Raw genomic sequence first — 22,776 nt, forward strand, 5'->3', positions numbered from 1 at the left:
GCAGACAAGGGAACAGCAGCAGCAAAAACAGCAAGCCCCTCAACACGACGTGTTGAGGGGCTTAACTATAGGGTGGCTAAGCGTTGAAGCGATTAAGCCCAGCGCTGAGCAACGAGCTCAGCCAGGTCAACAACCCGCTGGCTGTAGCCCCACTCGTTGTCATACCATGACACCACTTTCACCAAGTCGCCATCCATCACCATCGTCAGGCTTGCGTCCACGATGGAGGAAGCATCATGACCCCGATAGTCAGAAGAAACCAAAGGCAGATCGCTGTACTCAAGGACTCCCTTCATCGGGCCAGCAGCGGCTTCCTGCAGTGCTTCATTCACTTCCTCTGCGAAGGTCTTCTTCTCAACTTGAGCAACGAAGTCCACAACAGAAACGTTGGGAGTGGGAACCCGGAGAGCCAAGCCGTTCAGCTTGCCCTTCATTTCGGGGATCACCAGCGCTACAGCCTTAGCAGCACCGGTGGAGGTTGGAACGATGTTCAGAGCAGCAGCCCGAGCGCGGCGAACATCCCGGTGGCTCGCATCCAGCAGACGCTGGTCGCCGGTGTAGCTGTGGGTCGTGGTCATTGTGCCTTTGATGATGCCGAACTTGTCGTTCAGGACTTTCACCACCGGCGCCAAGCAGTTGGTGGTGCAGCTGGCGTTGCTGACGATATTGAAATCTTCGTGCTTGTACTGGTCAGAATTCACGCCCATCACAAACGTTCCGACGTTGCCACCTTTGCCAGGAGCAGTGATCAGAACCTTCTTCGCGCCCGCTGCGATATGCTTAGAAGCTCCTTCCTCGGAGACGAAGACGCCAGTGGATTCGATGATCAGGTCAACACCCCAGTCAGCCCAGGGGAGGTTGAGTGGGTTTCGGTCGGAAACGCACTTAATGGTGTGTCCGTTGACGGTGATGGAGTTCTCATCTGCGCTGATATCCGCGTTCAGCGTCCCCAGCATGGAGTCATACTTGAGCAGGTGAGAGTTGGTTTTCGGATCGGAAGTGTCATTGATACCAACAACTTCCAGCTGGCTATTGGTCCGAGTTAGCCAGCACCGCAAGAAGTTGCGTCCAATCCGTCCAAATCCATTGATCGCTACTCTAATCACTGCGTCTCGCCCTCTGTGTACTAAATAAATGCCTAGTATTGAACCCAATCATACACGTTCATGAATCCCTGGTTAAGTCCCTTGCAAAATTTTGCTCAATGGGAGGACGGCCTCGATTCAGGACCCAGGACAGGCTCTCCAGAGGAGCTGAGGGGAGCGATCGCAAGGAGACTGCGCCAAGCTATTCTCGAGTTTCGAGAAAGGTGTCAGTTCGAGGATTAAAATCATCTTGATCCCCTGGCTGGAGTCATGAATGTCGTACCATACAGACCTTCAGTTCATCGGCTTTATCATGGCATCAAGAATCTATTTTTAATGTCATTTTTTGAAGATTTAAAGCTTGAATACCATAGGATTTCGGTCAATTCATTCAAGATTCAGCAATTCTTGAGATCCTTGCCTTACAAAGGATTGAAGCAAATATTTTTATTTTGCCTTGTTTAGAAAGGTACATAAAATATTTTTGAAAGTGCCCTCGAAAAATTTATTCTTTTAAGTTTGTCTTCATTTTTTTGAAGACATACGATTAAATTCGATTTAAAGACAGCCTGATTAAAGCGATGAAATTTCTTGGAGCAATTAGACATCTTTACAATTTTTAATTAAAAATATTTTCTCAGAATTTCATATTTTCTAGGCGAATTTTGCGGTATACAACCATTCTAATTTCATCCGTATCTGCATTTAGACCAAATTTTTCTTGCTCAGATTTTTTGTTTGAATAACCATCCTAAGGATTAAGGCAGATAGATCTAGAATTTACGTATTTTTTCGAGAAAACTTCTTTAACAAGGCTTTTATTAGGGGGATATCAATCATCAAGGCTTAGATGACAAAAAAACTAAATTTTGTCTGTCTCAGGCCTGCTGAAATTGCCTCGCTGGCTCTGCGTTTGGGGGAATGGTCGATCAGGGGTTTAGCGTCTCTCTGGGCGTCCTGGCAGCAGTTTCACCCCGACGGTGCTGCTGTCAGCAAGACTGCAAAGTCAGCTTTCTTGGTCTATGAGAGTCAGCGGTAGATGTCAGCTTTTAGGGAGCTTTTCGAGGTTGTAAATTCTCGACAGCATTGAGGCTGGGTCTCTGCAAGCAAAAATCTAGTATCTTTAGGGTTGTGAATTTTGTAAAATTGAGTATAAATTCCTAAGTATAATTACACCTAAAATTGTGAGACATCTTGGGTCACGTTCAGAAACACTCTATAAGGAAATGCGATCGCCAAAGTACTGGACAGGAAGGCAGCCGCTGGTATGACCATCAACTTGGCAAGTCTCCTGTGACGAAGCCTGTGACGAGGAGTGATCTGGTCCTCCAAGGGGCATGTGCGATCGCCCCCAGCGGCTCATGAAGATCCACTTTCCGCAAAATCCTGATACAGTCGATGCACTTCTATATAGTGGCGAGTAGATTTGGGCACCAAGTTGCCGATCGGCTGTCCAGACTGGCAGCGCGATCGCACCAGGCTCGACGATACTGCCACGGGAGGGATGCCCAAGATTTGCCACTGAATTTTTAGGTGCTGCTGGGCCATTTGCTGGGCGACTGCTTGGCAGGCGGCCATAGCTTGCTGGGTGGTGTCTAAGCTTTGGGTGTTAGCTGCACAAGGGATCGCGGGCACTCTAGCTGCTAACAGATGCCGAGGGACGATCAACCACTGACAAGCCTCGGCAAAGTGCTGACGACCATACCAGCGAGGTAAAGACATAAAGGCGTCTAGACCAATGAGCCAAGACCACTGATGGTGAGGATACTGGGACCGAAGCCCTAAAAATGTATGAACAGCATAGGATGGGTCGGGGTGACGTGCTTCAATGTCAGAGACCGTGAAAGCGGGATAGAAGGGTGCGATCGCTTGCTTCACCATGAAGAGGCGGTGGTAGTAGGGTGCCGGGCGCGATCGCTGTTTGTAGGGCGGATCGTAGGTCGGGACCCAGATGATCTGCTCGAGGTCGGCCAGCTTGCAGGCAGCGTGGGCGATCGCCAGATGGCCCCGATGAATTGGGTCAAAGGTGCCGCCGAAGACTGCTATTCTTCCCATATTCGGGTTAACTGCAAAAGATTGCGGTCAAAAGCAGCAATTAATCTTCTATAAACTTCCGGATAGATATTTGCTTTTCGCCGTATCAATAGAGACAGATAAGAGCGCTGCCCGGCCTGTAGGACTATGCCAGGAGACTGAGTTTTTGCAGATTAATTTTGCGAAAGCGACTTGGGTCAAAAAGCACAAATCCCTAGCAGGTCATGTCGCAAAAAAGCAATTCTTGATATGATATCGCGTGTTATCGGTGTGGTGTGGTGTGTGAGGAGTAAAAATGCTGAATTCTGTTGATTTCAGCGGCAAACCATTCCATTTCATCGGCGTCGGTGGAATTGGAATGTCAGCCCTAGCCTATATTTTAACGAAGCGCAAGCTGCCTGTATCCGGTTCAGACATTCGCCTCAATCACATTACCCAGCGGTTACAGGAGCTGGGGGCTCATATTTTTCTGAGTCAGGACGCTTCTAATTTAGAGTATTTCCAAAAAAATGCTCGCTTGGAAACGGCAGCTACTCTGGAGAAATCAACAGAATTAGTTGGGATCGTTGGCGGCCACGGGGGCATTTGTACAGCCGATCCCCACACGCTTCCACAGGTGGTTTGCTCAACGGCCATCAGTACCGGAAATGCTGAGTATAAAGCGGCACTCGATCTAGGCTGTCCTGTTTTCCATCGCTCAGATCTTTTAGCAGCTCTGGTCCAGGCATCGCGGGGCATTGCGGTCGCTGGCACCCATGGCAAGACGACGACCAGCAGCCTGATTGGATACATGCTGCTAAAGGCGGGCCTCGATCCAACCATTGTGGTGGGAGGAGAAGTTAGCGCCTGGGAAGGCAATGCTCGCTTGGGTGAGAGCTCGCTTTTGGTGGCAGAGGCCGATGAGTCGGATGGCTCGCTAGTGAAGTTCCGCTCTGAAATTGGGGTGGTCACCAATATTGAGCTAGACCATCCAGACCACTACAGCACGCTAGATGAGGTGATCGAGACGTTCCAGACGTTTAACCGTCAGTGCGAGACGCTGGTGGGCTGCTGGGACTGCACGGTGGTGCGCGATCGCCTCAAGCCCTCCATTAGCTACAGCCTCGATCGTGATTCTGGCGCGGATTACGCCGTTGATCAGGTGAGCTACCGGGCGGATGGTACGACGGCTCAGGTGTGGGAGCGGGGTATGGCGCTGGGCACGCTCAAGCTCCAGCTGCTCGGTCGCCACAATCTCAGCAATGCGCTGGCGGCGGTGGCGGTTGGTCGCCTTTTGGGGCTCGATTTTGCGGCGATCGCTGAGGCGATCGCGACGTTTGATGGCGCTCGCCGCCGCTTCGAGCTGCGGGGCGAGGTGAATAATATCCGCTTTGTGGATGACTACGCTCACCACCCCAGCGAAATTCAGGCCACGCTAGCTGCGGCTCACTTGCAGGTGAGCGATCGCCCCGATCGCCGTCTTATTGCCGTTTTCCAGCCTCACCGCTACAGTCGTACCGTTACGTTTCTCGATGAATTTGCTCAGTCATTCTCTGCGGCAGATGTCGTTATTACAACAGACATCTACAGTGCAGGAGAGATCAAAGAGGTTGACATTTCTGGAGAGCAGGTAGCTGAGGCGATCGCCCAGCATCATTCCTGTGTGCACTACCAAGCTTCCCTAGCCGACGTGCGGACCTTCTTGACCCAAACGCTACAGCCTGGAGATTTGGTCGTGTTTTTGGGAGCAGGCAACCTCAATCAGGTGATTCCTGATGTTGTGGCTTCTCTCCAAATGCCCCCTGAACAGGTCTCTGTAAAGCCCAATCACATCGCTGATTCTTGAGCTAAGGGGACGACGCTGTCCTTAGCTGGCGCATCATTCGAGACAAATGAACGGCTGTACTTATCATGACGCTCTCCCAAGATCCTCCCAGAACGACCTCTTCGTCGGTCATTAACGATCCCATCGGCCTAAAAACGCCTAAATCTCGCTCCCCTGTGTACCGCTCAACGCCTTCTACCACTTCTACAGATCCGATCCTCCTGCGAGGTACCAACTGCCTGATCAAGCGCCAAGCCTCCCTTGCGCCCCTGACCTCTTTTCGGGTCGGGGGTCCGGCTGAGCTGCTGGTCTCTCCTCGCACTCTGACAGAGCTAGAACTCAGCCTAGAGTGGGCTCAGTCTCAGCCCGAACCGATGCCTATCACGCTATTGGGCGCAGGCTCGAATCTACTCATTAGCGATCGCGGCTTGCCGGGGCTGGTTATTTGCACCCGTCATCTGCGGCAGACTCACTTTGACGAAGAAACCGGGCGCATCACCGCTGCGGCCGGCGAACCCCTGGTGCGCCTCGCGTGGCAAGCAGCCTCTCGCGGCTGGAGCGGCCTAGAGTGGGCAGTGGGCATTCCTGGAACCGTCGGGGGCGCTGTGGTCATGAATGCCGGTGCCCACACCGGCTGCATGGCTGACATCCTGCTCAGCGCAAACGTGATCACCCCCGATAGCCAAGCGGCAACGTTGCTCTCTGAGGATCTCGGCTATCGCTATCGCACCTCGATCCTGCAAGGCGGGAGCCAGTTTGTCACCCAGGCAACCTTCCAGCTACAGCCCGGTCACGATCCCGAGGCCGTGACTGCGCTCACCAACGAGCATCTCAAGTCCCGCCATCGCACGCAGCCCTATCACCTGCCAAGCTGCGGCAGCGTCTTTCGTAATCCCGGCCCCAAGACGGCGGGCTGGCTGATTGAGCATGCGGGTCTCAAGGGCTACCAAATTGGGGGAGCCCAAGTTGCTGAGCGTCATGCAAACTTTATTCTGAACTGCGGCGGGGCCCAAGCCAGCGACATCTTCCGCCTGATCTGCCATGTGCAGGAAAAGGTTAGCCAGCAGTGGGCTTTGGCGTTGATGCCAGAGGTCAAGATGCTGGGCGAGTTCCCGGTCGCAGCCTAGGGCGGCCAAGCCAGTAAAGACAAATTAGGTTAGTGCTGCGAGCAAGGGGCGATCGCCCCTTGTTTTTTTGTTGGCTGGCTCGGGGATCACGCAAAAAACCCTTGGAGCGATCGCCCCAAGGGTTGGCTATCTCAAATTCACGAAATGGCGGCCTTATCGGCTTAGCACTTCAAGATTGAATTGAGACGAAGTTGAAACACAGAAGCCGTCTTAGCGCTTAGCGAGCTTTTTTGCTGGCAGCTTCCGCAGGCGGATCGACTCCGGCGTCACCTCCAGCAGCTCATCGGGGCCGATGTACTCCAGCGCCCGCTCTAGGCTCATTTCCACCGGTGACTGGAGCTGCACAAGCTCATCTCCACTAGCAGCGCGGTGGTTGGTCAGCTGCTTCGTTTTGCAGACATTCAGTTCCAGATCCTGAGGCCGGTTGTGCTCGCCCACGATCATGCCTTTGTACACTTTCGTGCCCGGCGTGATGAAGAAGGAGCCGCGATCTTCCGCGTTCTTGAGGGCGTAGAAAGTCGCCACACCTTCCTCAAAAGAGATCAGCACACCGTTGCGGCGAGTCTCGATATCCCCCGACAGAGGACGATAGTCCAAGAAGCTGTGGTTCATGATGCCTTCCCCACGGGTCAAGCGCATAAACTCGCCGCGGAAACCAATCAGGCCCCGCGCCGGGATCACAAACTCCAGCTGCGATCGGCCATTGCCGGCCACCTGCATATCTTGCATTTCGCCGCGACGCTGACCGAGGCGCTCAATGCAGCCGCCCACAGCCTCTTCGGGCACGTCCAGCACCAAGCACTCGTAGGGTTCGCAGGGCTGGCCGCCCACTTCCCGGTAGATCACCTGAGGCTGGGACACCTGGAACTCGTAGCCTTCACGACGCATGGTCTCGATCAAGATGCCGAGGTGCAGCTCACCGCGACCAGAGACCGCAAACTTATCCGGGGAATCGGTTTCTTCGACCCGCAGAGCCACGTTGGTTTCCAGCTCGCGCATCAGGCGATCGCGCACCTGGCGAGAGGTCACAAAGTTTCCTTCCTGGCCCGCGAAGGGAGAGTCATTCACCGAGAAGGTCATCTGCAAGGTCGGCTCATCGACCTTGATGAGCGGCAGCGCCTGGGGATTGTCAGGGCAGGTGATCGTTTCGCCGATGTTGGCGTCGCTGAAGCCCGCCACGGCCACGAGGTTACCGGCGGTCGCCGATTCGATATCGATACGGTTGAGGCCTTCAAAGCCCATCAGCTTGGTCACTTTACCCTTCACCACAGCGCCGCTCTCGGTGATCAGAGCCGCTTGCTGGCCCACCCGAATGCTGCCGTTGTGAATTTTGCCGATGACGATGCGGCCTAGGTACTCCGAGTAGTCGAGGGTCGTCACCTGGAGCTGCAGAGGCTTCTCCGGATCGCCCACTGGCGGCGGAACGTGGCGCAGGATGGCTTCAAAGAGAGGCCGCATGTCTGCGTTGTCGCTCTCGAGGGTCTCCCGCGCGAAGCCGCCGAGACCGGACGCGAACAGGTAGGGGAAGTCGCACTGGTCGTCGTCAGCGCCCAGCTCCAAGAACAGGTCCAGGACCTTGTCGACAGCCGAGTGGGGGTCAGCCCGGGGACGGTCGATTTTGTTGACGACGACGATGGGACGCAGGCCCTTCTCCAGCGCTTTTTTGAGCACGAAGCGGGTCTGGGGCATGGGGCCTTCGTTGGCGTCGACGATCAGGATACAGCCGTCGACCATACCGAGGACGCGCTCAACTTCGCCCCCGAAGTCAGCGTGGCCCGGTGTGTCAACGATGTTGATCAGGGTTTCGCCGTAGCGGACAGCGGTATTTTTGGACAGAATCGTGATGCCCCGCTCCCGCTCTAGGTCGTTGGAGTCCATGATGCAGTCCGGAACCTCTTCCCCTTCGCGGAAAACGCCGGATTGCTTCAAAAGGGCATCAACAAGAGTGGTTTTGCCGTGGTCGACGTGGGCAATGATGGCGACGTTACGAATGGGAAGAGTCATAGGTTGAAACTAAGGGATTGTCGGAGCAGAACGTTCGAAAAGATGACGTTTTCCGAGGAATGCTCGCCTATCGATGGATAGGGAGGTTTCGGAGGAGAGCCAAGCTAGAGCGGTAACGTTCACAGACTTCAACAATTTTAGCTTAATCATTAAGAATTATTGGTGATCGCCCGCAAAGCCTTGGGATTATGAGGTAGACTGCGCGCCTCGCCTACCCAACAGCGCCCCGCAGTCGGCTCTAGAAGTCAATCTGTTGAGAAGCTGCTTTATTTCGTCTGTCGCTTCTTCCGATGAATGGCCATGGCCGATTAAGGGCTACTGACCGGGCACCCGCTTCGCCTCAGCCTCTCACGCCCGGGCAGCCGAAGGACGTCAAAAATCTCGATGCAAATCTCTGCATTTCGAGATGAAGGAAGGTTAAAAACCACTCGAAATCGTCAATATCCTTAACGCTTTAACAACCGAATCTTAAAACTAATTGCAATTCGGTCCTAACAGAATCAAAGCCGGGATAATGAGCTTAAGTAAGAGCAGATATCATTTCGCTTCAAGAGTTTTCCTGGATTTCTTACTTAGGGATTGACTGAATTTTAGTTGCGATCGCAGTACTAACGGAAAGTCATTTCGGGGGTGCTGCCAAGGAGATTTTATGATGAACGAAAAAGTCCTGTCCCGTTCACGAAACGTGGCGATCGTGGGTCCTTATTTGAGCGGCAAAACGACCCTACTAGAGAGCTTGTTGTCCGTTACCGGAGCGATTTCCCGCAAGGGCAGAATCCAGGATGGCAACACCGTAGGGGATGCTTCGCCAGAGGCCCGCGATCGCCAGATGACCGTTGAAGTAAACGCCGCCATGACCGAGTATGGCGGCGTTCGTTTTTCTTTCTTAGATTGTCCCGGCTCTATTGAATTTGTTCAGGAAACCTACAACGCCTTGATCGGGGTTGATGCGGCGATCGTCGTGTGTGAACCAGAGCGCGATCGCGCCCTCACCCTCGCCCCCCTCTTTAAGTTTTTAGACGACTGGGAAATTCCCCATCTGGTCTTCATCAACAAGATGGACCGCAGCAATGGCGACTATATGGACGTCCTCCACGCCCTCAAAGAAGTCTCCAGTCGGCCCCTGATTCCGCATCAATATCCCATCGGCCAAGGAGAGCACCTCACGGGGTTTATTGACCTCGTCACCGAGCAGGCCTTCCACTACCACGCAGGCGCGCCCGCTGACCCCGTGCCCTTCCCCGCCGCCCTCAAAGCGCAAGAGCATGCAGCCCGCGAGGAAATGCTCGAGGCCCTCGCCAACTTTGACGATCATCTGCTGGAAGAGCTTTTAGAAGAGATCGAGCCGCCCCAGGAAGAAATCCTGCAAGATCTCAAGATGGAGCTAGGCGCTGACCTGATTGTGCCGGTCTTCGTGGGCGTGGCCTCTGAGGACTACGGCGTGCGGCCCCTCCTCGACGCCCTGCTGCGCGAAGCGCCCGATCCGGAGGTGACCGTGGAGCGGCGCGGCCTCAAGCTCAACCAGACAGAGCCGATCGCCCAAGTCCTGAAAACCTACTACGCGCCTCAGGGCGGCAAGATGTCTCTGGTGCGCGTGTGGAGCGGCGTCCTCGAGGACAACGCCACCATCAACGGGATTCGCATCGGCGGCATGTACCGCCTCCTAGGCCAGCAGCAGCAGAGCCTCAACCGCGCGGAAGCCGGGGACGTGGTGGCCCTGAGCCGCACCGAGGGACTGCAAACGGGGGACACGCTGACGCTCAACGGCGGCGCGACCCAAGAGCTGCCGCGGGCCGAGAAGCTGCCGCCGGTCTTTGCGCTGGCGATCGCCCCCGAGAAGCGCAGCGATGAAGTCAAGCTCAGCAGCGCCCTCGGCAAGCTGATCGAAGAAGACCCTGGCCTAGTTTGGGAACAGCACGGGGACACCCACGAAGTCATCCTGTGGGGCCAAGGCGACATCCACCTGCAAGTGGCCCTCGACCGGCTGCGGCGGAAGTACAACCTGCCCATGAGCACCCACCTGCCCCAAATTCCCTACAAGGAGACCATCCGCCAGGCCCAAGCGTCCATTCACGGTCGCTACAAGCACCAAACCGGCGGTCACGGACAGTTTGGGGATGTCTATCTCGACATCAAGCCGCTGCCCCGGGGCGAAGGCTTCAGCTTCAAAGAAAGCATCGTGGGGGGCGTGGTGCCTCGGCAGTACATCCCCGGGGTTGAGATGGGGGTGCGGGAATCCCTCGCCCATGGTCCTCTCGGCTTCCCGGTGGTTGATGTGGCGGTCACCTTGACCAACGGCTCCTACCACTCGGTAGACAGCTCCGAGCAAGCCTTCAAACAGGCCGCTCGCATGGCGATGCAGGAGGGCATGGCCAAGTGCACACCGACCCTGCTAGAGCCGATCGTCGCCATTGAGGTCTGGATTCCCAGCGACTTTACGTCCAATGTGCTGCGCCTGGTGAATGGCCGCCGCGGCCAAATCCTGGGCTATGAGGGCATCGCCGACTGGAAAGGCTGGGACAAGGTCTCGGGCTATTTGCCAGAAGCTGAGATGCATGACTTCATCGTGGAGCTACGATCGATGACGATGGGGGTCGGCACTTTCCGCTGGCAGCACTCCCACTTGCAGGAGGTGCCGGACAAGCAAGCCGAGCGAGTGCTGGCCACCGCCGGTAGTAGCAACGGCAACAGCAACGGCAACAGTAACGGCAAGCGATAGAAGAGCTCTGAAACGGCTCCGCTAGACGCGCTCAGTCTCTAGCGCACAACCCAAAGCCGAGGGCGATCGCCCTCGGCTTTTGATCTAGGAAGAGGCGCGCTCTCCCCCACTCAATTCAGGGCTTTATTAAGCCCTGAATTGAAGCCCTGAATTGAAGCGTCTATTGAGCCGGTTTTTGAGACTGGGTGAACTCCGAGGTCGGCTTGAGAGACACCAGCATTTCCAGCTCACTGGTTCCTTTCTCGGGCCAGGTCGCCGTCACGCCCACACCCCGAATCGAGGTCAGCACAGCCTTGGCGTTGGGGGGAATGACGCCCTGCTGGGGCTGCACGATGGAGCGATCGAGCAGGGTCATGACGCTGTCCATGTTGACGTAGAAGTAGCCCGCGTTGGGTTTGGGCAGGGAGGCTGTGGCGGCCTTGAAGTTGGGGCTGCTGTCGAGGGGCTGCTCGGGCTTAGCAGCGATCGCGCCAATCAGCGGATCGCCCATGGCAATGAAGATAGAGTTGTTGTCGAGCCAGCCGTGACCCAAGATCGTCTGCTGGGGCAGCCGCCACTCTGTCACCTGGATGCCATTGACCTCTTTTTGGCCGATGGTCAAGAAATTGCCCTGGGCCAGGGTGTCTAGCTTCTTGAGAGTGGCTTCGGCCGTGGCGCGATCGCTCGTTTGCAGGACCATGGCCGCCCCGGCCCCAAAGGGTGCCAGCACCCCTTCATTAGCAGCGATCGCCCCCAGCGCAAACTCCCCATCCATCCAGCCAAACACCTCCTTATCGGCGTCTAAATTCACCATTTGGAGGTTTTGGCGCACCTGGGTGACCAGGGTTTGCGTCGCGGGGTCCGTCTCTGCCTGATTCACCAGACCCGTCCACAGCGTTTTCAGTCCCTGGCCCGACACCAGCGCGATCGTCTCCGCCGGAAACTCGCTGATCACCTTCCCCGGCACCGTCTCGTACTTCACCGTGACCGCCTTGGGATCCACCTGGGTCAGGGCCTTGATCCGCAGACCGTCATCATCGACTCCCACGCCCATCACCACAGATTTCACCTGCTTGAGCTGCTCCAGGGTCGAGGCAGGCAGCGGCGCGCCGGGGTTGCTGGCAGACAGCTGCTGAATCGCCGCCGCGTAGTCAGTGATGTAGACCTGGGCAATGGAGTTGGGCAGGTCCACCGATCGCGACAGGGTCTGGCGGGCTCCCTTGACGTCCGCCAGCGAAGGCTCTCCCTTGAAGGTGTCTACGGCCTGCTGGACAACCGTCTGGGACGGGGAGAGGGCCAGGTGATCACCGAGGAGGGCAGAGTACAGCTTGGTGCTGTTGCGGGTAGATTCGGTGATTTTGACGCCCTTGTAATCTGTTTCTTTGGTCTGTAGCGTCTTGTCTTCTTTGAGCTTGTTGGCAAACTGCTGGGCCTTGAGCTTGTCTTTGACGCCCACGACCATCAGCAGCTGAGACTGCTCCGCCGGAGCGCCCTGGGCCGCCGGGACAAAGGTAGCCATCAGCCCTCCCATCCACGGCTTGAGATCTTGGTCAAAATTGAGCTCGGAGCCTGCGAGGAGCTGAGATTTAAAGGAGTTTAGGTTGGAGCCGACCAGTTTTTGGGCTTCGGGGGTGCCAAATTTTTGCAGTTCTGCCCAACCCTGGGAATCCATCGAGATAAAGGTCGCCAGCGGGGCTTCGTCCGGGACGATCTCAGCACTGGCGAGGGGGCTAGAGGCATCTTTGAGCCCGCCCTTAAACAGAAACTGATAGGCAGCTAGGCCGCCTGCAACAACAATGACGGCACCAACGGCGGGGGCTATCAGTTTTTTCACAGACATTTTGAATTCTCCTGAGCGTAGACAAGGACTGAGCAGGACGAAGAACGGGGCAACGAGCAGATAAAAAATGAATCAGTGCGAATTGAGAGAGGATTTTGAAGGGGTTTTGAGAGATGCCAGCGCTGGGGTGGCGATCGCCCGTCTCTAGAATTCCCATGAGAGTACTAACACGACCCCCCTGGGGAATTCCGGTGCGGGCTGCCACAATGGAAACTGCGTCTTGGCGATCAGGCAGTCTGTCCTTTGATACTGCAACCTTCCCGGTGGCAGGCGATCGCCAAAAGACCGATCGGCTTGGGCCGGTCCTTTCGTGAGAAGACTCCTTGACCACCGTGCAAAGGGGTCGGCGGCTGTTAATCCATGCAAGTGCCCTGAGATGTCTTTTTCTTTGACCCATGCAGCGGACCGGACGATTGATGCGATTTTAGCCTGCGCCCTGGCTGGCGAGGATCTTTCGGAGGCGGACGGCGAAGTTCTGCTGCGCCAGAGCGATCCGGGGGCGATCGCGGCCATTCGGGCGGCGGCAGATGCGCTGCGCCAGCGTCAGGCTGGGGACACCGTGACCTACGTGGTCAACCGCAACATCAACTTCACCAATATCTGCGAGCAGCACTGTAGTTTTTGTGCGTTTCGGCGAGACCTGGAGGACGAAGGGGCCTACTGGCTGGACGAAGACGCCCTGGTGGCCAAGGCGGCGGATGCAGTGGCGCGCGGCGCGACGGAGCTGTGCATGCAGGGCGGCCTGAATGTCCACGCCAAGCGCGACGGCAAGTCACTGCCCTACTACGTTCATCTGGTCCAAACCCTGACCACGGCGTTTCCGGCCCTGCACCTCCACGCCTTTTCGCCCCAGGAGATCCAGTTCATCGCTCGGGAAGATGATCTGAGCTACGAGGCGGTGATCGCGGCGCTGGCGGAAGCGGGCGTCGGCTCCCTGCCGGGTACGGCGGCCGAGGTGCTCGACGATGCGGTGCGGCGGGTGCTGTGTCCCGAAAAAATCAGCGCGGCCACCTGGCTGGAGATTGTCTCGGCGGCCCATCGCCTGGGGATGCCCACCACGAGCACGCTGCTGTCGGGCCACATCGAAACCCCGGCCCAGCAAATGCGTCACCTGGGTCAGCTGCGATCGCTCCAGCAGCGATCGCTGCCCGGCGGAACGGGGATTACGGAGTTTATTTTGCTGCCCTACGTGGGCCAAGAGGCTCCCAAGGCGCTCCGGCGGCGCGTGGGTCGCGACCAGCCCGTCCTGGCGGACGCCCTCCAGCTGATGGCGGTGGCCCGGATCTTTTTGGGCAACTGGATTGCTAATCATCAGCCGAGCTGGGTGAAGCTGGGGCTGACTGGGGCAACCGAAGCCCTCACCTGGGGCTGCAACGACCTGGGGGGAACCCTTATGGAAGAACACATCACCAGCATGGCGGGAGCGACCGGAGGAACCTGCTTGCAGGTCGAAGATCTGCGAGGGGCGATCGCCTCCCTCGGCCGACCGGCCCAGCAGCGGGACACCCTCTATCGCCCCATCCACCAGTCCACCGCCGCAGGCTAGGGGTTTGTCGCCCCCGTCGCGACCGTCCCCGTGAGCCTGCTACATTGGCAATTGCACTGCTGACTCTGCACAAGCCCATGCCCGAGAAAGAGAAAAAGCGCTCCTCAATTTTGCTGACGCTTAGCGCAGCGGTTCTGCTCATCGGGGGCGGAGCAGTCGCTTATTGGCTCATGCAGCGGCGGCCCGTCACCACGGATTTGCCCCCGGGCAGCGCAGTGATTCCCGAGGAAGCGATCGCGACGATTTCGCTGTCCACCGACGCTGCTCAGTGGGACCGGCTGCGCGCGTTCGGCACCCCCAAGTCCCAGAAAGCGTTTGATACCCAGCTCACCCAGTGGCGCGATCGCCTCTTCAGCGCCAACGGCTACAACTTTCAGCGTGACATCCGGCCCTGGGTCGGCCGTGAAATTACGGTGGCGGTCCTGGCCAGCGCGCCGCCCGGGGAGGCCAAGGCCCAAACCGGCTCTAGCGCCACTCCTCCAGCGCCCATCGATCCCCAGAGCCTGCTGTGGGTGATGCCCATCGCCAACCCCGAGCGCCTGCAGCCTCTGCTCAATAAACCGCCCAAAGGAGAAGCCTGGAGCGAGGAAACCTACAAAGAGATTCCGATCAAGACGACGCCCGCCGGCACCGCCACGCCCTACGCCATGGCCAAGCTGGGGGAAGAGTATCTGGTGGTGTCTACCAGCGTGGAAGGGGTGCAGCAAGCCATCGATACCTTCAAGGGCGATCGCTCGTTGGTGACGACGCCGGGGTTTGTGGACGCCCTGGCCAACTTGCAAACGCCGCCCCCGATTTTCCGGGTCTATCTCAATGTTCCGGCCCTGGCCACCAACACCGCCGCAACGCTGGCCCAGCCCTTTCCGCCCCAGGCCATCAGCCTCCTGCGCCAAAATCAGGGCATGGTGGCCCACGCCGTCCTCCAAGAGGAGGGGGTGCTGTTTCAGGGGGTTTCCTGGCTGCGGCCGGACAGCGATCGCAAGCACGCGATCGCCAACGACGCCGGCGAGCTGCCCAGCCGCCTACCAGCCAACACCCTGATGATGCTCTCCGACGGCAACTTCCAGCGGCTGTGGGAGTCCTACGAGCCCGCAGCCGAAGCCAATCCCAACGCCCCCTTTAGCCCCAGCTGGCTCAAAGAGGCCCTGCAATCCACCGTCGGCCTAGACTGGGAAAAAGACTTTCTCAGCTGGATGGAAGGGGAAGCGTCCCTGGCGCTGGTGCCCACCACTAGCAGCGCCCCGCCCAACCTGCCCGTGGGCCTGATGTTTTTGGTGGAGGCCAGCGATCGCTCGGCCGCCGAGGAAACCATGGCCAAACTAGACAGCACCATGGCCGAGAAGTATCGCCTGAAGGTGAACGAAGCGCGGGTCAATGGCCAGCCCGTCGTCAACTGGACCTCGGAGTATGGCGCCATTACGGTGACCCACGGCTGGCTCAGCGGCAATGTCGGTTTCTTCACCCTGGGCGTCGGCGACACCATTGCCCAGACCATCAATCCCGAGCCCGCCGCCCCCCTTTCAGAAAACAGCCTCTTCCAGCGATCGCTGCCGTCCAACCAGCTTCAGCAGCCCTTCAACGGCCGCTTCTTCATTGACGTCGATCGCACCCTCGAAGCGCTCAAGCCCTGGGTCCAGCTCCCCGAAAGTCAGCGCACCTTCATCGAAGCCATGCGCACCATCGGCATCACTGCCGCCATTCGCGACGGGCGCAATACCCGCTTTGATATCTTGCTGCGGCTGAAGAAGGTCGGCGAAGTTCGCCCCCTGCCCAGCCCCACCAGCAGCCGCCTGCTGCCGGACAGCACCGGCGATACCGCAGCTCAGCGCGGACCGGAGGAGGCGAGCGGCGCTGTCAAATCCAGCACGTGACATACTCCTACGCTGATACTGACGTATGCAGCGTAGGCTTCTCAGTGACCCCTGGTATCCCATCGGGCGTTTCCTGAGCTTTATTGACGATACGGGATGCCCCACCGCACCGGAACAATACAAAGAGTGTTGTTCTCTCCTTGGTACTGCTGGAATTTTACCTGCCCACAGATGCGACGACGAATCGTCTGTTTCTAGGCAGAACCCCCTATTCCAGGTTGTCAAGGTTCAAGTTTCAGGGCGGCGATTAGCTCAAACCCTTAGCCTGATTATCTCACCCGTTTTGTATCATGAGAGATTTGCTCGTTTCCTCCATCTCCCCTCCTCGCGCCTGCGGCATAGGTCAGAGGAGCGTCGTTCGCTCGTTCGCATTCATCTCAACGTCAAATCAAAGATGGTGGCGTGAGGCTTCTGCTGCTTTGGCTAAGGCGATCGCCCCTTGGCCTCTCCCATAGGAGAGACGCCCAATAGTCGATAGGATAGTGTTTTGGTGAGCAGCACCATCCCGGCCGCTGGTCCCTGGACTTGCAGGGATTCCCTGCCAGGGCGTCGGCCAGCAGAAGCTCGGGGACCTAGGCCCCCGCTCAGCCGCAACGCGATCGCCTTCCAAGCGCTTTGATATCCGTCTTTTGAGAATCTTCGTTCCTTTTTTGCCGGAGCACACACCATGAATTTGGTTGAACTGCAAGCCACGTTGGATAACGTGTCCTTTGCCGTCTTATTTATCACGATGCTGCTGTACTGGCTGGGGGCTGCCTTCCCTGGGTTGCGCTTCTTGCCAACGGTGGGCACAGCGGGCATGGCGATCGCCAATCTCTGCATTGCGGCCCTGCTGGGAGCGCGCTGGCTAGATGCTGGCTACTTCCCCCTGAGCAATCTCTACGAGTCCCTTTTCTTTGTGGCGTGGGGCATCACGGCCATGCATCTGGTGGCCGAGCGGATGAGCGAAAGCCGCTTGGTGGGCACGGTGACTGCTCCGGTGGCCATGGGCATTACGGCCTTTGCGGCGCTGTCGCTGCCCGACACGATGCAGCACGCTGAGCCCCTGGTACCGGCCCTGAAGTCCAACTGGCTCATGATGCACGTCAGCGTGATGCTCCTAAGCTATGCCGCCCTGATGGTGGGAGCTCTGATGGCGATCGCCTTCCTGGTGGTCACGCGGGGCCAGGCCGTGGAGCTGCGCGGTAGCTCGGTAGGCACGGGGGGCTTCCGGACCTATCGGGTCCGGCGGGCCGACGGAGCAGAAGAAGCTTCAGCGCCGGTCTTGGCCGGAGGCGATCGCCCGGGCAGCACCGCTGTCCTCACCGCCGCCAGCGCCGCTGTCGCTGCCACCAGCCTTTCTCCCCAGCGCCTCAGTCTGGCCGACACCCTCGACAACGTCAGCTACCGGATGGTGGGCCTGGGCTTTCCGCTGCTGACCATCGGCATCATTGCTGGAGCCGTGTGGGCCAACGAAGCCTGGGGCTCTTACTGGAGCTGGGACCCCAAAGAAACCTGGGCGCTGATCACGTGGCTCGTGTTTGCGGCCTACCTCCACGCCCGCATCACTCGGGGTTGGCAAGGCCGGCGACCGGCGCTGCTGGCAGCGAGCGGGTTTGTGGTGGTCTGGGTTTGCTACCTGGGGGTCAACCTGCTGGGCAAAGGACTCCACTCCTACGGCTGGTTTTTCTAGAGTCCCAGTGAGACCTCGTTCGCCCTGGAGCCCGCTGCACGCTCGGTTACACCAAACCTTGCGGCAGCGGGCTTTGGTTTTGTCTCGGGAGCGCCTGCTCATTGCCGTTTCGGGCGGCCAGGATTCCCTCTGTCTGGCCAAGCTGCTGGTTGATCTTCAGCCCAAGTGGGAGTGGACCTTGGCGATCGCTCACTGCGACCATCGATGGCGCCCAGACTCCGAGGCCAACGCCCGTCATGTGCGATCGCTGGCCCAGGCCTGGGGAGTTGACTACTTCCAGGAGGTGGCTGGGCGATCGCTCCCCAGCGAGGCGGCGGCGCGGCAGTGGCGCTATGAGGCCCTGACGGCGATCGCCCAGCAAGGGGCGTTCTCGCGCATCCTGACGGGCCACACCGCCAGCGATCGCGCCGAGACTTTGCTATTTAACCTGTTGCGGGGCAGCGGGGCCGACGGCCTCCAGGCCCTCACCTGGCGCAGACCCCTTGCGGCTGATGTCGAGCTAGTGCGCCCCTTGCTCAACTTCACCCGGACCGAGACCGGCGACTTTTGCCGCACCGGGCAGCTGCCGGTCTGGGAAGACAGCACCAATCAAGACCTGAGCTACCGGCGAAACCGGATTCGGCAGGAACTGCTGCCCTACCTAAGCGACCATTTCAATCCACGGGCCGAGCAGGCCCTGGCCCAGACAGCCGAGCTGCTCCAGGACGATGTGCAGTATCTCGAAGCAGAAGCCACCGCCTGGCGACTGCGCGCCCAGGATCCTGCTGCCGATCAGCCATCCTGCCGGATCAACCGCCGCATTCTCCAGGGCGCTCCTCTTGCCCTCCAGCGGCGATCGCTTCGCCAGTGGCTACAGCTCCATCTGCCTCAGCAGCCTACCTTCGGCGATATCGAGAAAGTTGTGGCGCTGCTGAGCGCCCCCCAGCGCCACCAGAGCGACCCCTTTCCGGGCGGGGCGATCGCCCGAGTCCAGGGTGAGTGGATCGAGCTGGTCGGGCCAATGTCCTAGGGCCAAGATACGCGCGATCGCAGAGCAAAAAGGCCGGGAGAGCGTTCTCCCGGCCCACCAAGGTCATAGGACTATCGATCCAAACACGTCAATCCTGGCCAAAACCTGAGCAAAACGCGCCAGGCAAGGGCACCCCGCACAAGCGACTAAGAAGCGGCCAGCTCCGGCGCTTGCTCGGCCACCAGGCTCTGCATCACCTGCCGCATGTCGGCGATCGCCTGGAGCTGGTAGTCGCTGGCTTCTTGGAACTGTCCCAAAATCCCGGCGATCGCCTCAGAAGCCTGGCGCAACCCATTGAGGCTGTCCTGGGTCGGCTGCAGCCACTCCTGATACAGGTTGACCTGTCCCCACAGCTCAGCCACGGTGCTCCGCTGCGATCGCAGGTTTTCTTCCCACTGCTTGAGCTCGTTGCGCTTGGCGTCTTGCTCTCCCGTTTGCTGGCTGATCATGCCCTGAGCCTGCTCGATCGCGCCCCGCATCTGAGAGACCTGGCCCTCCAGCTTTTGGAGCACCTCTGCCTGCTGCTGCCGCTGGCTATCGAGCTGGGACAGCACCGGCCCGAGGTCCACCGTCGGACGCTCCTGGGACGAGTCCACCTGGATTCCCTGACGGCGCTGCAACACCGATTGGTGCTTGGCCAAGACTTCCTGGCGCTCCCGCAGGTTCCGGCGCTGGCCCACGAGGGTTTCATTCAGCATCTGGTAGCGATCTTGCTCCTCGGCCAGCTCTGTTTCCAGGGCGAGGCGATCGTAGTCATTGGCGCTCTGAATCTTCTGCTGGAGCGCTTCGATTTCTTCCATCTGTAGGCGCAGCTCTTCTTCCTGGTCATTCACAAAGTGATAGACCTTATCTTGGTCGCGCTGGAGGTCTTGGACCAGGGATTGCAGCTCATCAACGGGCATCTTGTCGAGGGCTTCCAGGTCAATGCGGGCGCTGACCTGGACATCGTCAGATGACTCAGCCAGGCGATACATCTGCTGATAGAGATCTTCCTGATTTTGCAGCAGCAGGCTCAGGTTCTGGGCTTCTTCTTGCTTGAGCTGGAGCGTGGTCTGCTGGATTTTGACTTCACCGCAAGCTTGGTCCAGGGAGACTTGGGCTTGGTGCCATTCTTGCCAGCGTGTCTCGAGATCCTGGCTCTGGCGATCGACTTCTGCCTGGAGCTGCTCAGCTTCGCTGCGCTTTTGCTCTAGACGCTGCCAGTGCTGATCGAGGAGGGTCTGCTGACCACTGATCAGGCCAAAGGCTTGATTGACCTGCTCACGGATCTGGTCGGTGGGAGCGACAGCGCCCGAGATACGGCTCAGGATTTCGTGGAGTTTATTGGCCTGCTCAGCGTCGAGACCCGCCGACTTTTGAATGTCTTCCTTGGTCTCTTCTAGGCGGCGCATCTCGCCCCGCAGGTGCTCCCAGGCGCCTTCTAGCTCTTGGCTCTTGCGCTCGATTTCTTCGCGCAGGCGATCGGCTTCTTCACGGGCTCCGGCGATTTCCTGGCGCTGCTGCTCTAGCTTTTCAGAGTCTTCTTCGAGGGCTTGAAGCTGCTCGCGCCGCGCTTCCATTTCCATTTCGCGGCGGTTGAGCTCTTGACTTTGGTAGGTCAAGGACTGCTTCCACTGCTCGATTTCTTCTTCTTGGGTTTTGAACTTCTCCTGCATGCGGGAGAAGTTTTGCAGGATGCTGACTAGCTGCCGTCCGGCTTCCTGCACCCGTTTGACCTGACGGTTGTTGTTTAGGTCGGCAAGTACTAGAGCCCCAGCGTTGAAGTTTTTAGCTTCTTCTGCTGCAATGACTTCTTCTCCAGGAACTGCCGTCCAGTTTTGTTCAGAGCGTTGGCAGGCTAGCAACTTTAGTTCTACCTTGCCGCCTAGGCCAAAGCTCGCTGTGGTTTTTTGTACTTCCGCTAGATACAGCACGCCGATAGTCCTCTTCCGTGTCTATGCCCAGTCCTGCAACAGACTTAACCCCCTACAGATTAATCGCCATGGTAAATCAAATCGCAGGGAGAAATGTTTGTGAAAAACGCGAAACACACCAAGACGAGCGATCGCCCCGAAGTTGCGTCTGCCATGTTATTGAATGCTATCCCGAGATCCTGACCGACGGCCAATGGGTTCTCGATGAAACTCGCCGAAACCCAGTCCAAGGCCAATGGTTGCTACTACAGGTTATACCCTGGTTCTGGCGATGGCGTTTCCGGACAGGAATATTAAGATGCGGGACTTCAAGGAGGTTTTACAATCAAGTTAACTTTTAAGTTAACGTGTTGGCACGGCTTAGGGCAGACCCTGAGGCGATCGCCGCGAGTGAAGACGGAGAGACGCCCCCGGAGGCCCTTAGGAGAGCATCGGCGCTGCATGCAGGGACATTTAAACGAAATCGATATTCGTAGCATTCTCCAACTCATTGAGCTGGGTCAGCGAACCGGTGAATTGTTTGTGGAGACCTATGTTTCGGCGTCGCCGTTTGGGGGGTTGCCGAGCGATCGCGCGCGTCCGCCGTCGGAGCACTCTTGGTTCGTTTTCTTTGTCAATGGTCACATCGCCTATGCCACCAGCGGAGACGGCAATCTGCTGCGGCTGCGGGACTACCTGCGGCGCTACAAAGTCGATGCGGCCCTCGATAGCGTCTCGATGTCGGCGATCGCCTCCATCAACGCTCCCGAGTACGGCTATCTGTGGTCCCTCCTAGAAAACCACCTCCTGACTCCCTCCCAAGGACGCAGCATCATCCGCAGCATGGTGCACGAGACGCTGTTTGATCTGCTCAGCCTGCACCACGGCTCCTTCATTTTTGAAATCAGTCCGCCGCTCACCCCCCAGCTCACCACCCTCGAGATCGCGCCCATCGTCACGGACATCATCAAGCAGGTTCAGGCCTGGAAGCAGCTTCATCCCCACATCCAGTCCCCAGACCAGTGTCCGGCGATCGCCAACCCAGAGCAGCTGCGCGAAGCCCTGCCCATCACCACCTTCAAAACCGTCGAGCGCTGGATCGACGGCAAGACCTCCATTCGCCAGATGGCCCGCTACCTCAACCGCGACATCCTGACCGTCGCCCGCGCCGTCTATCCCTACATCCAGCAGGGCCTCGTCCAGCTCGTCTATCCCACCGTCGCCGCCCCGAGCTACGCTAGCCGCGGCCTCAGCACCTGGCCCGAGGCCCGTCCCCCGCGCATCGTCTGCATCGACGACGGCACCACCATCCGCAAAGCAGTCGAATACATTCTCAACCGTCACGGCTACGAAGCCACCGCCATTGGCAACCCCCTCAAAGCCCTGAGCCTGGTCTTTCACCTCAAGCCCGACTTGATCCTGTGTGACATCGCCATGCCAGAGCTAGACGGCTACGAAATCTGCGCCATGCTGCGCAGCTCCACCGCCTTTCGGCAGACTCCCATCATTATGTTGACGGGCAAGGATGGCTTCATTGACCGCGTCAAAGCCCGGATCGTCGGCGCAACGGACTATCTGACCAAGCCCTTTGGCGAGAGTGAGCTGCTGATGCTCGTTGAAAAGTACGTCGGCGTGGGCAATCCTGAGCTGCCAAAACCGGACGTCTTGCTGGCTGAAGCCCTCGGAGACGAAGTAAAACTTAACATTCACGATCAGGCAGATTCGGTATCATCCTGAATCGCTGGAGGCCTTGATTCTGCGACACTTTCCGTGCTCGCGGTTTTTTGCTGAGGGCGATCGCCCCACCATACGATCATCAGCGTCTTGATCAAAGCCTGCTTTGATATCCCCAGTCGCTAGCCTTCACGTTGGGCCTTCCGCCGCCCGGTTCTTGCGCCTGCCCGTTCCGGTCCCTAGCAAAATCAAAATTTAGTCTTATACTTGACGCACCCAAGCCCAACTTTGTTTTCGGGAGCCCCTGACTTTCCTTCGAATAAGATGCAACAATTCGTGCTCAAAACTCCCAAAGACTCTCCGATCTTTGCAGAGTTTGAGGGTGATTTTGGGCAATCTAACGGAGGGGAGCTAAGCTCATCCGTTCGTTTCCGGAATCCGCCGCCTGCACTTGTCAAGGTTCGGATTAATATACAAGCTATACAGCGGGAAATCGCCCAAGTTGCGATCGCTTTCATTG

Annotated in this window: 14 protein-coding genes; 9 read left to right on the forward strand and 5 right to left on the reverse strand. The window is 58.0% G+C overall.

Annotated features, from left to right (window positions below):
• Positions 1 to 92: 92 nt before the first annotated feature.
• Positions 93 to 1,106: a type I glyceraldehyde-3-phosphate dehydrogenase gene (locus tag GEI7407_RS13200; protein ID WP_015172689.1), complete on the reverse strand. Its 1,014-nt coding sequence runs from the start codon at positions 1,104 to 1,106 to the stop codon at positions 93 to 95.
• Positions 1,107 to 2,444: 1,338 nt separating this feature from the next.
• A complete protein-coding gene (gene nadD / locus GEI7407_RS20305; RefSeq protein ID WP_015172690.1) occupies positions 2,445 to 3,140 on the reverse strand; it encodes a nicotinate (nicotinamide) nucleotide adenylyltransferase in 696 nt (231 codons plus the stop codon).
• 274 nt (positions 3,141 to 3,414) lie between these two features.
• On the opposite strand from nadD, the gene murC reads away from it, so the two are divergent.
• A complete protein-coding gene (murC, locus tag GEI7407_RS13210; RefSeq protein ID WP_015172691.1) occupies positions 3,415 to 4,944 on the forward strand; it encodes a UDP-N-acetylmuramate--L-alanine ligase in 1,530 nt (509 codons plus the stop codon).
• Positions 4,945 to 5,009: 65 nt separating this feature from the next.
• Positions 5,010 to 6,050, forward strand: a complete 1,041-nt coding sequence (gene murB / locus GEI7407_RS13215; RefSeq protein ID WP_015172692.1) for a UDP-N-acetylmuramate dehydrogenase — start codon at positions 5,010 to 5,012, stop codon at positions 6,048 to 6,050.
• Between the two features lie 210 nt (positions 6,051 to 6,260).
• Here the strand turns inward: murB and typA are convergent, their stop codons facing one another.
• Positions 6,261 to 8,054 (reverse strand): translational GTPase TypA, encoded by a 1,794-nt coding sequence (typA, locus tag GEI7407_RS13220; RefSeq protein WP_015172693.1) that lies wholly within the window; start codon positions 8,052 to 8,054, stop codon positions 6,261 to 6,263.
• Between the two features lie 652 nt (positions 8,055 to 8,706).
• On the opposite strand from typA, the gene GEI7407_RS13225 reads away from it, so the two are divergent.
• The gene (locus GEI7407_RS13225) at positions 8,707 to 10,773 is read left to right on the forward strand and encodes an elongation factor G (RefSeq protein ID WP_041268446.1); all 2,067 of its coding nucleotides are present in this window, start codon (positions 8,707 to 8,709) and stop codon (positions 10,771 to 10,773) included.
• Between the two features lie 160 nt (positions 10,774 to 10,933).
• On the opposite strand, the gene GEI7407_RS13230 is transcribed toward GEI7407_RS13225, so the two are convergent.
• On the reverse strand, positions 10,934 to 12,592 hold the full coding sequence (locus GEI7407_RS13230; RefSeq protein WP_015172695.1) for a DUF3352 domain-containing protein: 1,659 nt from the start codon (positions 12,590 to 12,592) through the stop codon (positions 10,934 to 10,936).
• Positions 12,593 to 12,747: 155 nt separating this feature from the next.
• Between GEI7407_RS13230 and GEI7407_RS21400 the strand changes: the two genes are divergently transcribed.
• The 5 genes from GEI7407_RS21400 to tilS all read left to right on the forward strand — a co-directional run bounded on the left by GEI7407_RS21400 (position 12,748) and on the right by tilS (position 18,690).
• A complete protein-coding gene (locus GEI7407_RS21400; protein ID WP_190274136.1) occupies positions 12,748 to 12,906 on the forward strand; it encodes a hypothetical protein in 159 nt (52 codons plus the stop codon).
• A 62-nt stretch (positions 12,907 to 12,968) separates the two neighbouring features.
• Entirely contained in the window at positions 12,969 to 14,138 is a 1,170-nt protein-coding gene (gene cofH, locus GEI7407_RS13235; protein WP_015172696.1) for a 7,8-didemethyl-8-hydroxy-5-deazariboflavin synthase subunit CofH, read from the forward strand.
• Positions 14,139 to 14,182: 44 nt separating this feature from the next.
• On the forward strand, positions 14,183 to 16,009 hold the full coding sequence (locus GEI7407_RS13240; RefSeq protein ID WP_051030769.1) for a DUF3352 domain-containing protein: 1,827 nt from the start codon (positions 14,183 to 14,185) through the stop codon (positions 16,007 to 16,009).
• Positions 16,010 to 16,676: 667 nt separating this feature from the next.
• Positions 16,677 to 17,681, forward strand: coding sequence for a c-type cytochrome biogenesis protein CcsB (gene ccsB, locus GEI7407_RS13245; protein WP_015172698.1), 1,005 nt, complete (start codon positions 16,677 to 16,679; stop codon positions 17,679 to 17,681).
• A gap of 7 nt (positions 17,682 to 17,688) precedes the next feature.
• Positions 17,689 to 18,690: a tRNA lysidine(34) synthetase TilS gene (gene tilS / locus GEI7407_RS13250; RefSeq protein WP_015172699.1), complete on the forward strand. Its 1,002-nt coding sequence runs from the start codon at positions 17,689 to 17,691 to the stop codon at positions 18,688 to 18,690.
• A gap of 146 nt (positions 18,691 to 18,836) precedes the next feature.
• Here the strand turns inward: tilS and hmpF are convergent, their stop codons facing one another.
• Positions 18,837 to 20,603: a pilus motility taxis protein HmpF gene (gene hmpF / locus GEI7407_RS13255; protein WP_015172700.1), complete on the reverse strand. Its 1,767-nt coding sequence runs from the start codon at positions 20,601 to 20,603 to the stop codon at positions 18,837 to 18,839.
• 441 nt (positions 20,604 to 21,044) lie between these two features.
• On the opposite strand from hmpF, the gene GEI7407_RS13260 reads away from it, so the two are divergent.
• Positions 21,045 to 22,319, forward strand: coding sequence for a response regulator (locus tag GEI7407_RS13260; RefSeq protein ID WP_015172701.1), 1,275 nt, complete (start codon positions 21,045 to 21,047; stop codon positions 22,317 to 22,319).
• Positions 22,320 to 22,776 lie beyond the last annotated feature (457 nt).

The organism is Geitlerinema sp. PCC 7407 (assembly GCF_000317045.1).
Taxonomy (GTDB): Bacteria; Cyanobacteriota; Cyanobacteriia; order PCC-7407; family PCC-7407; genus PCC-7407.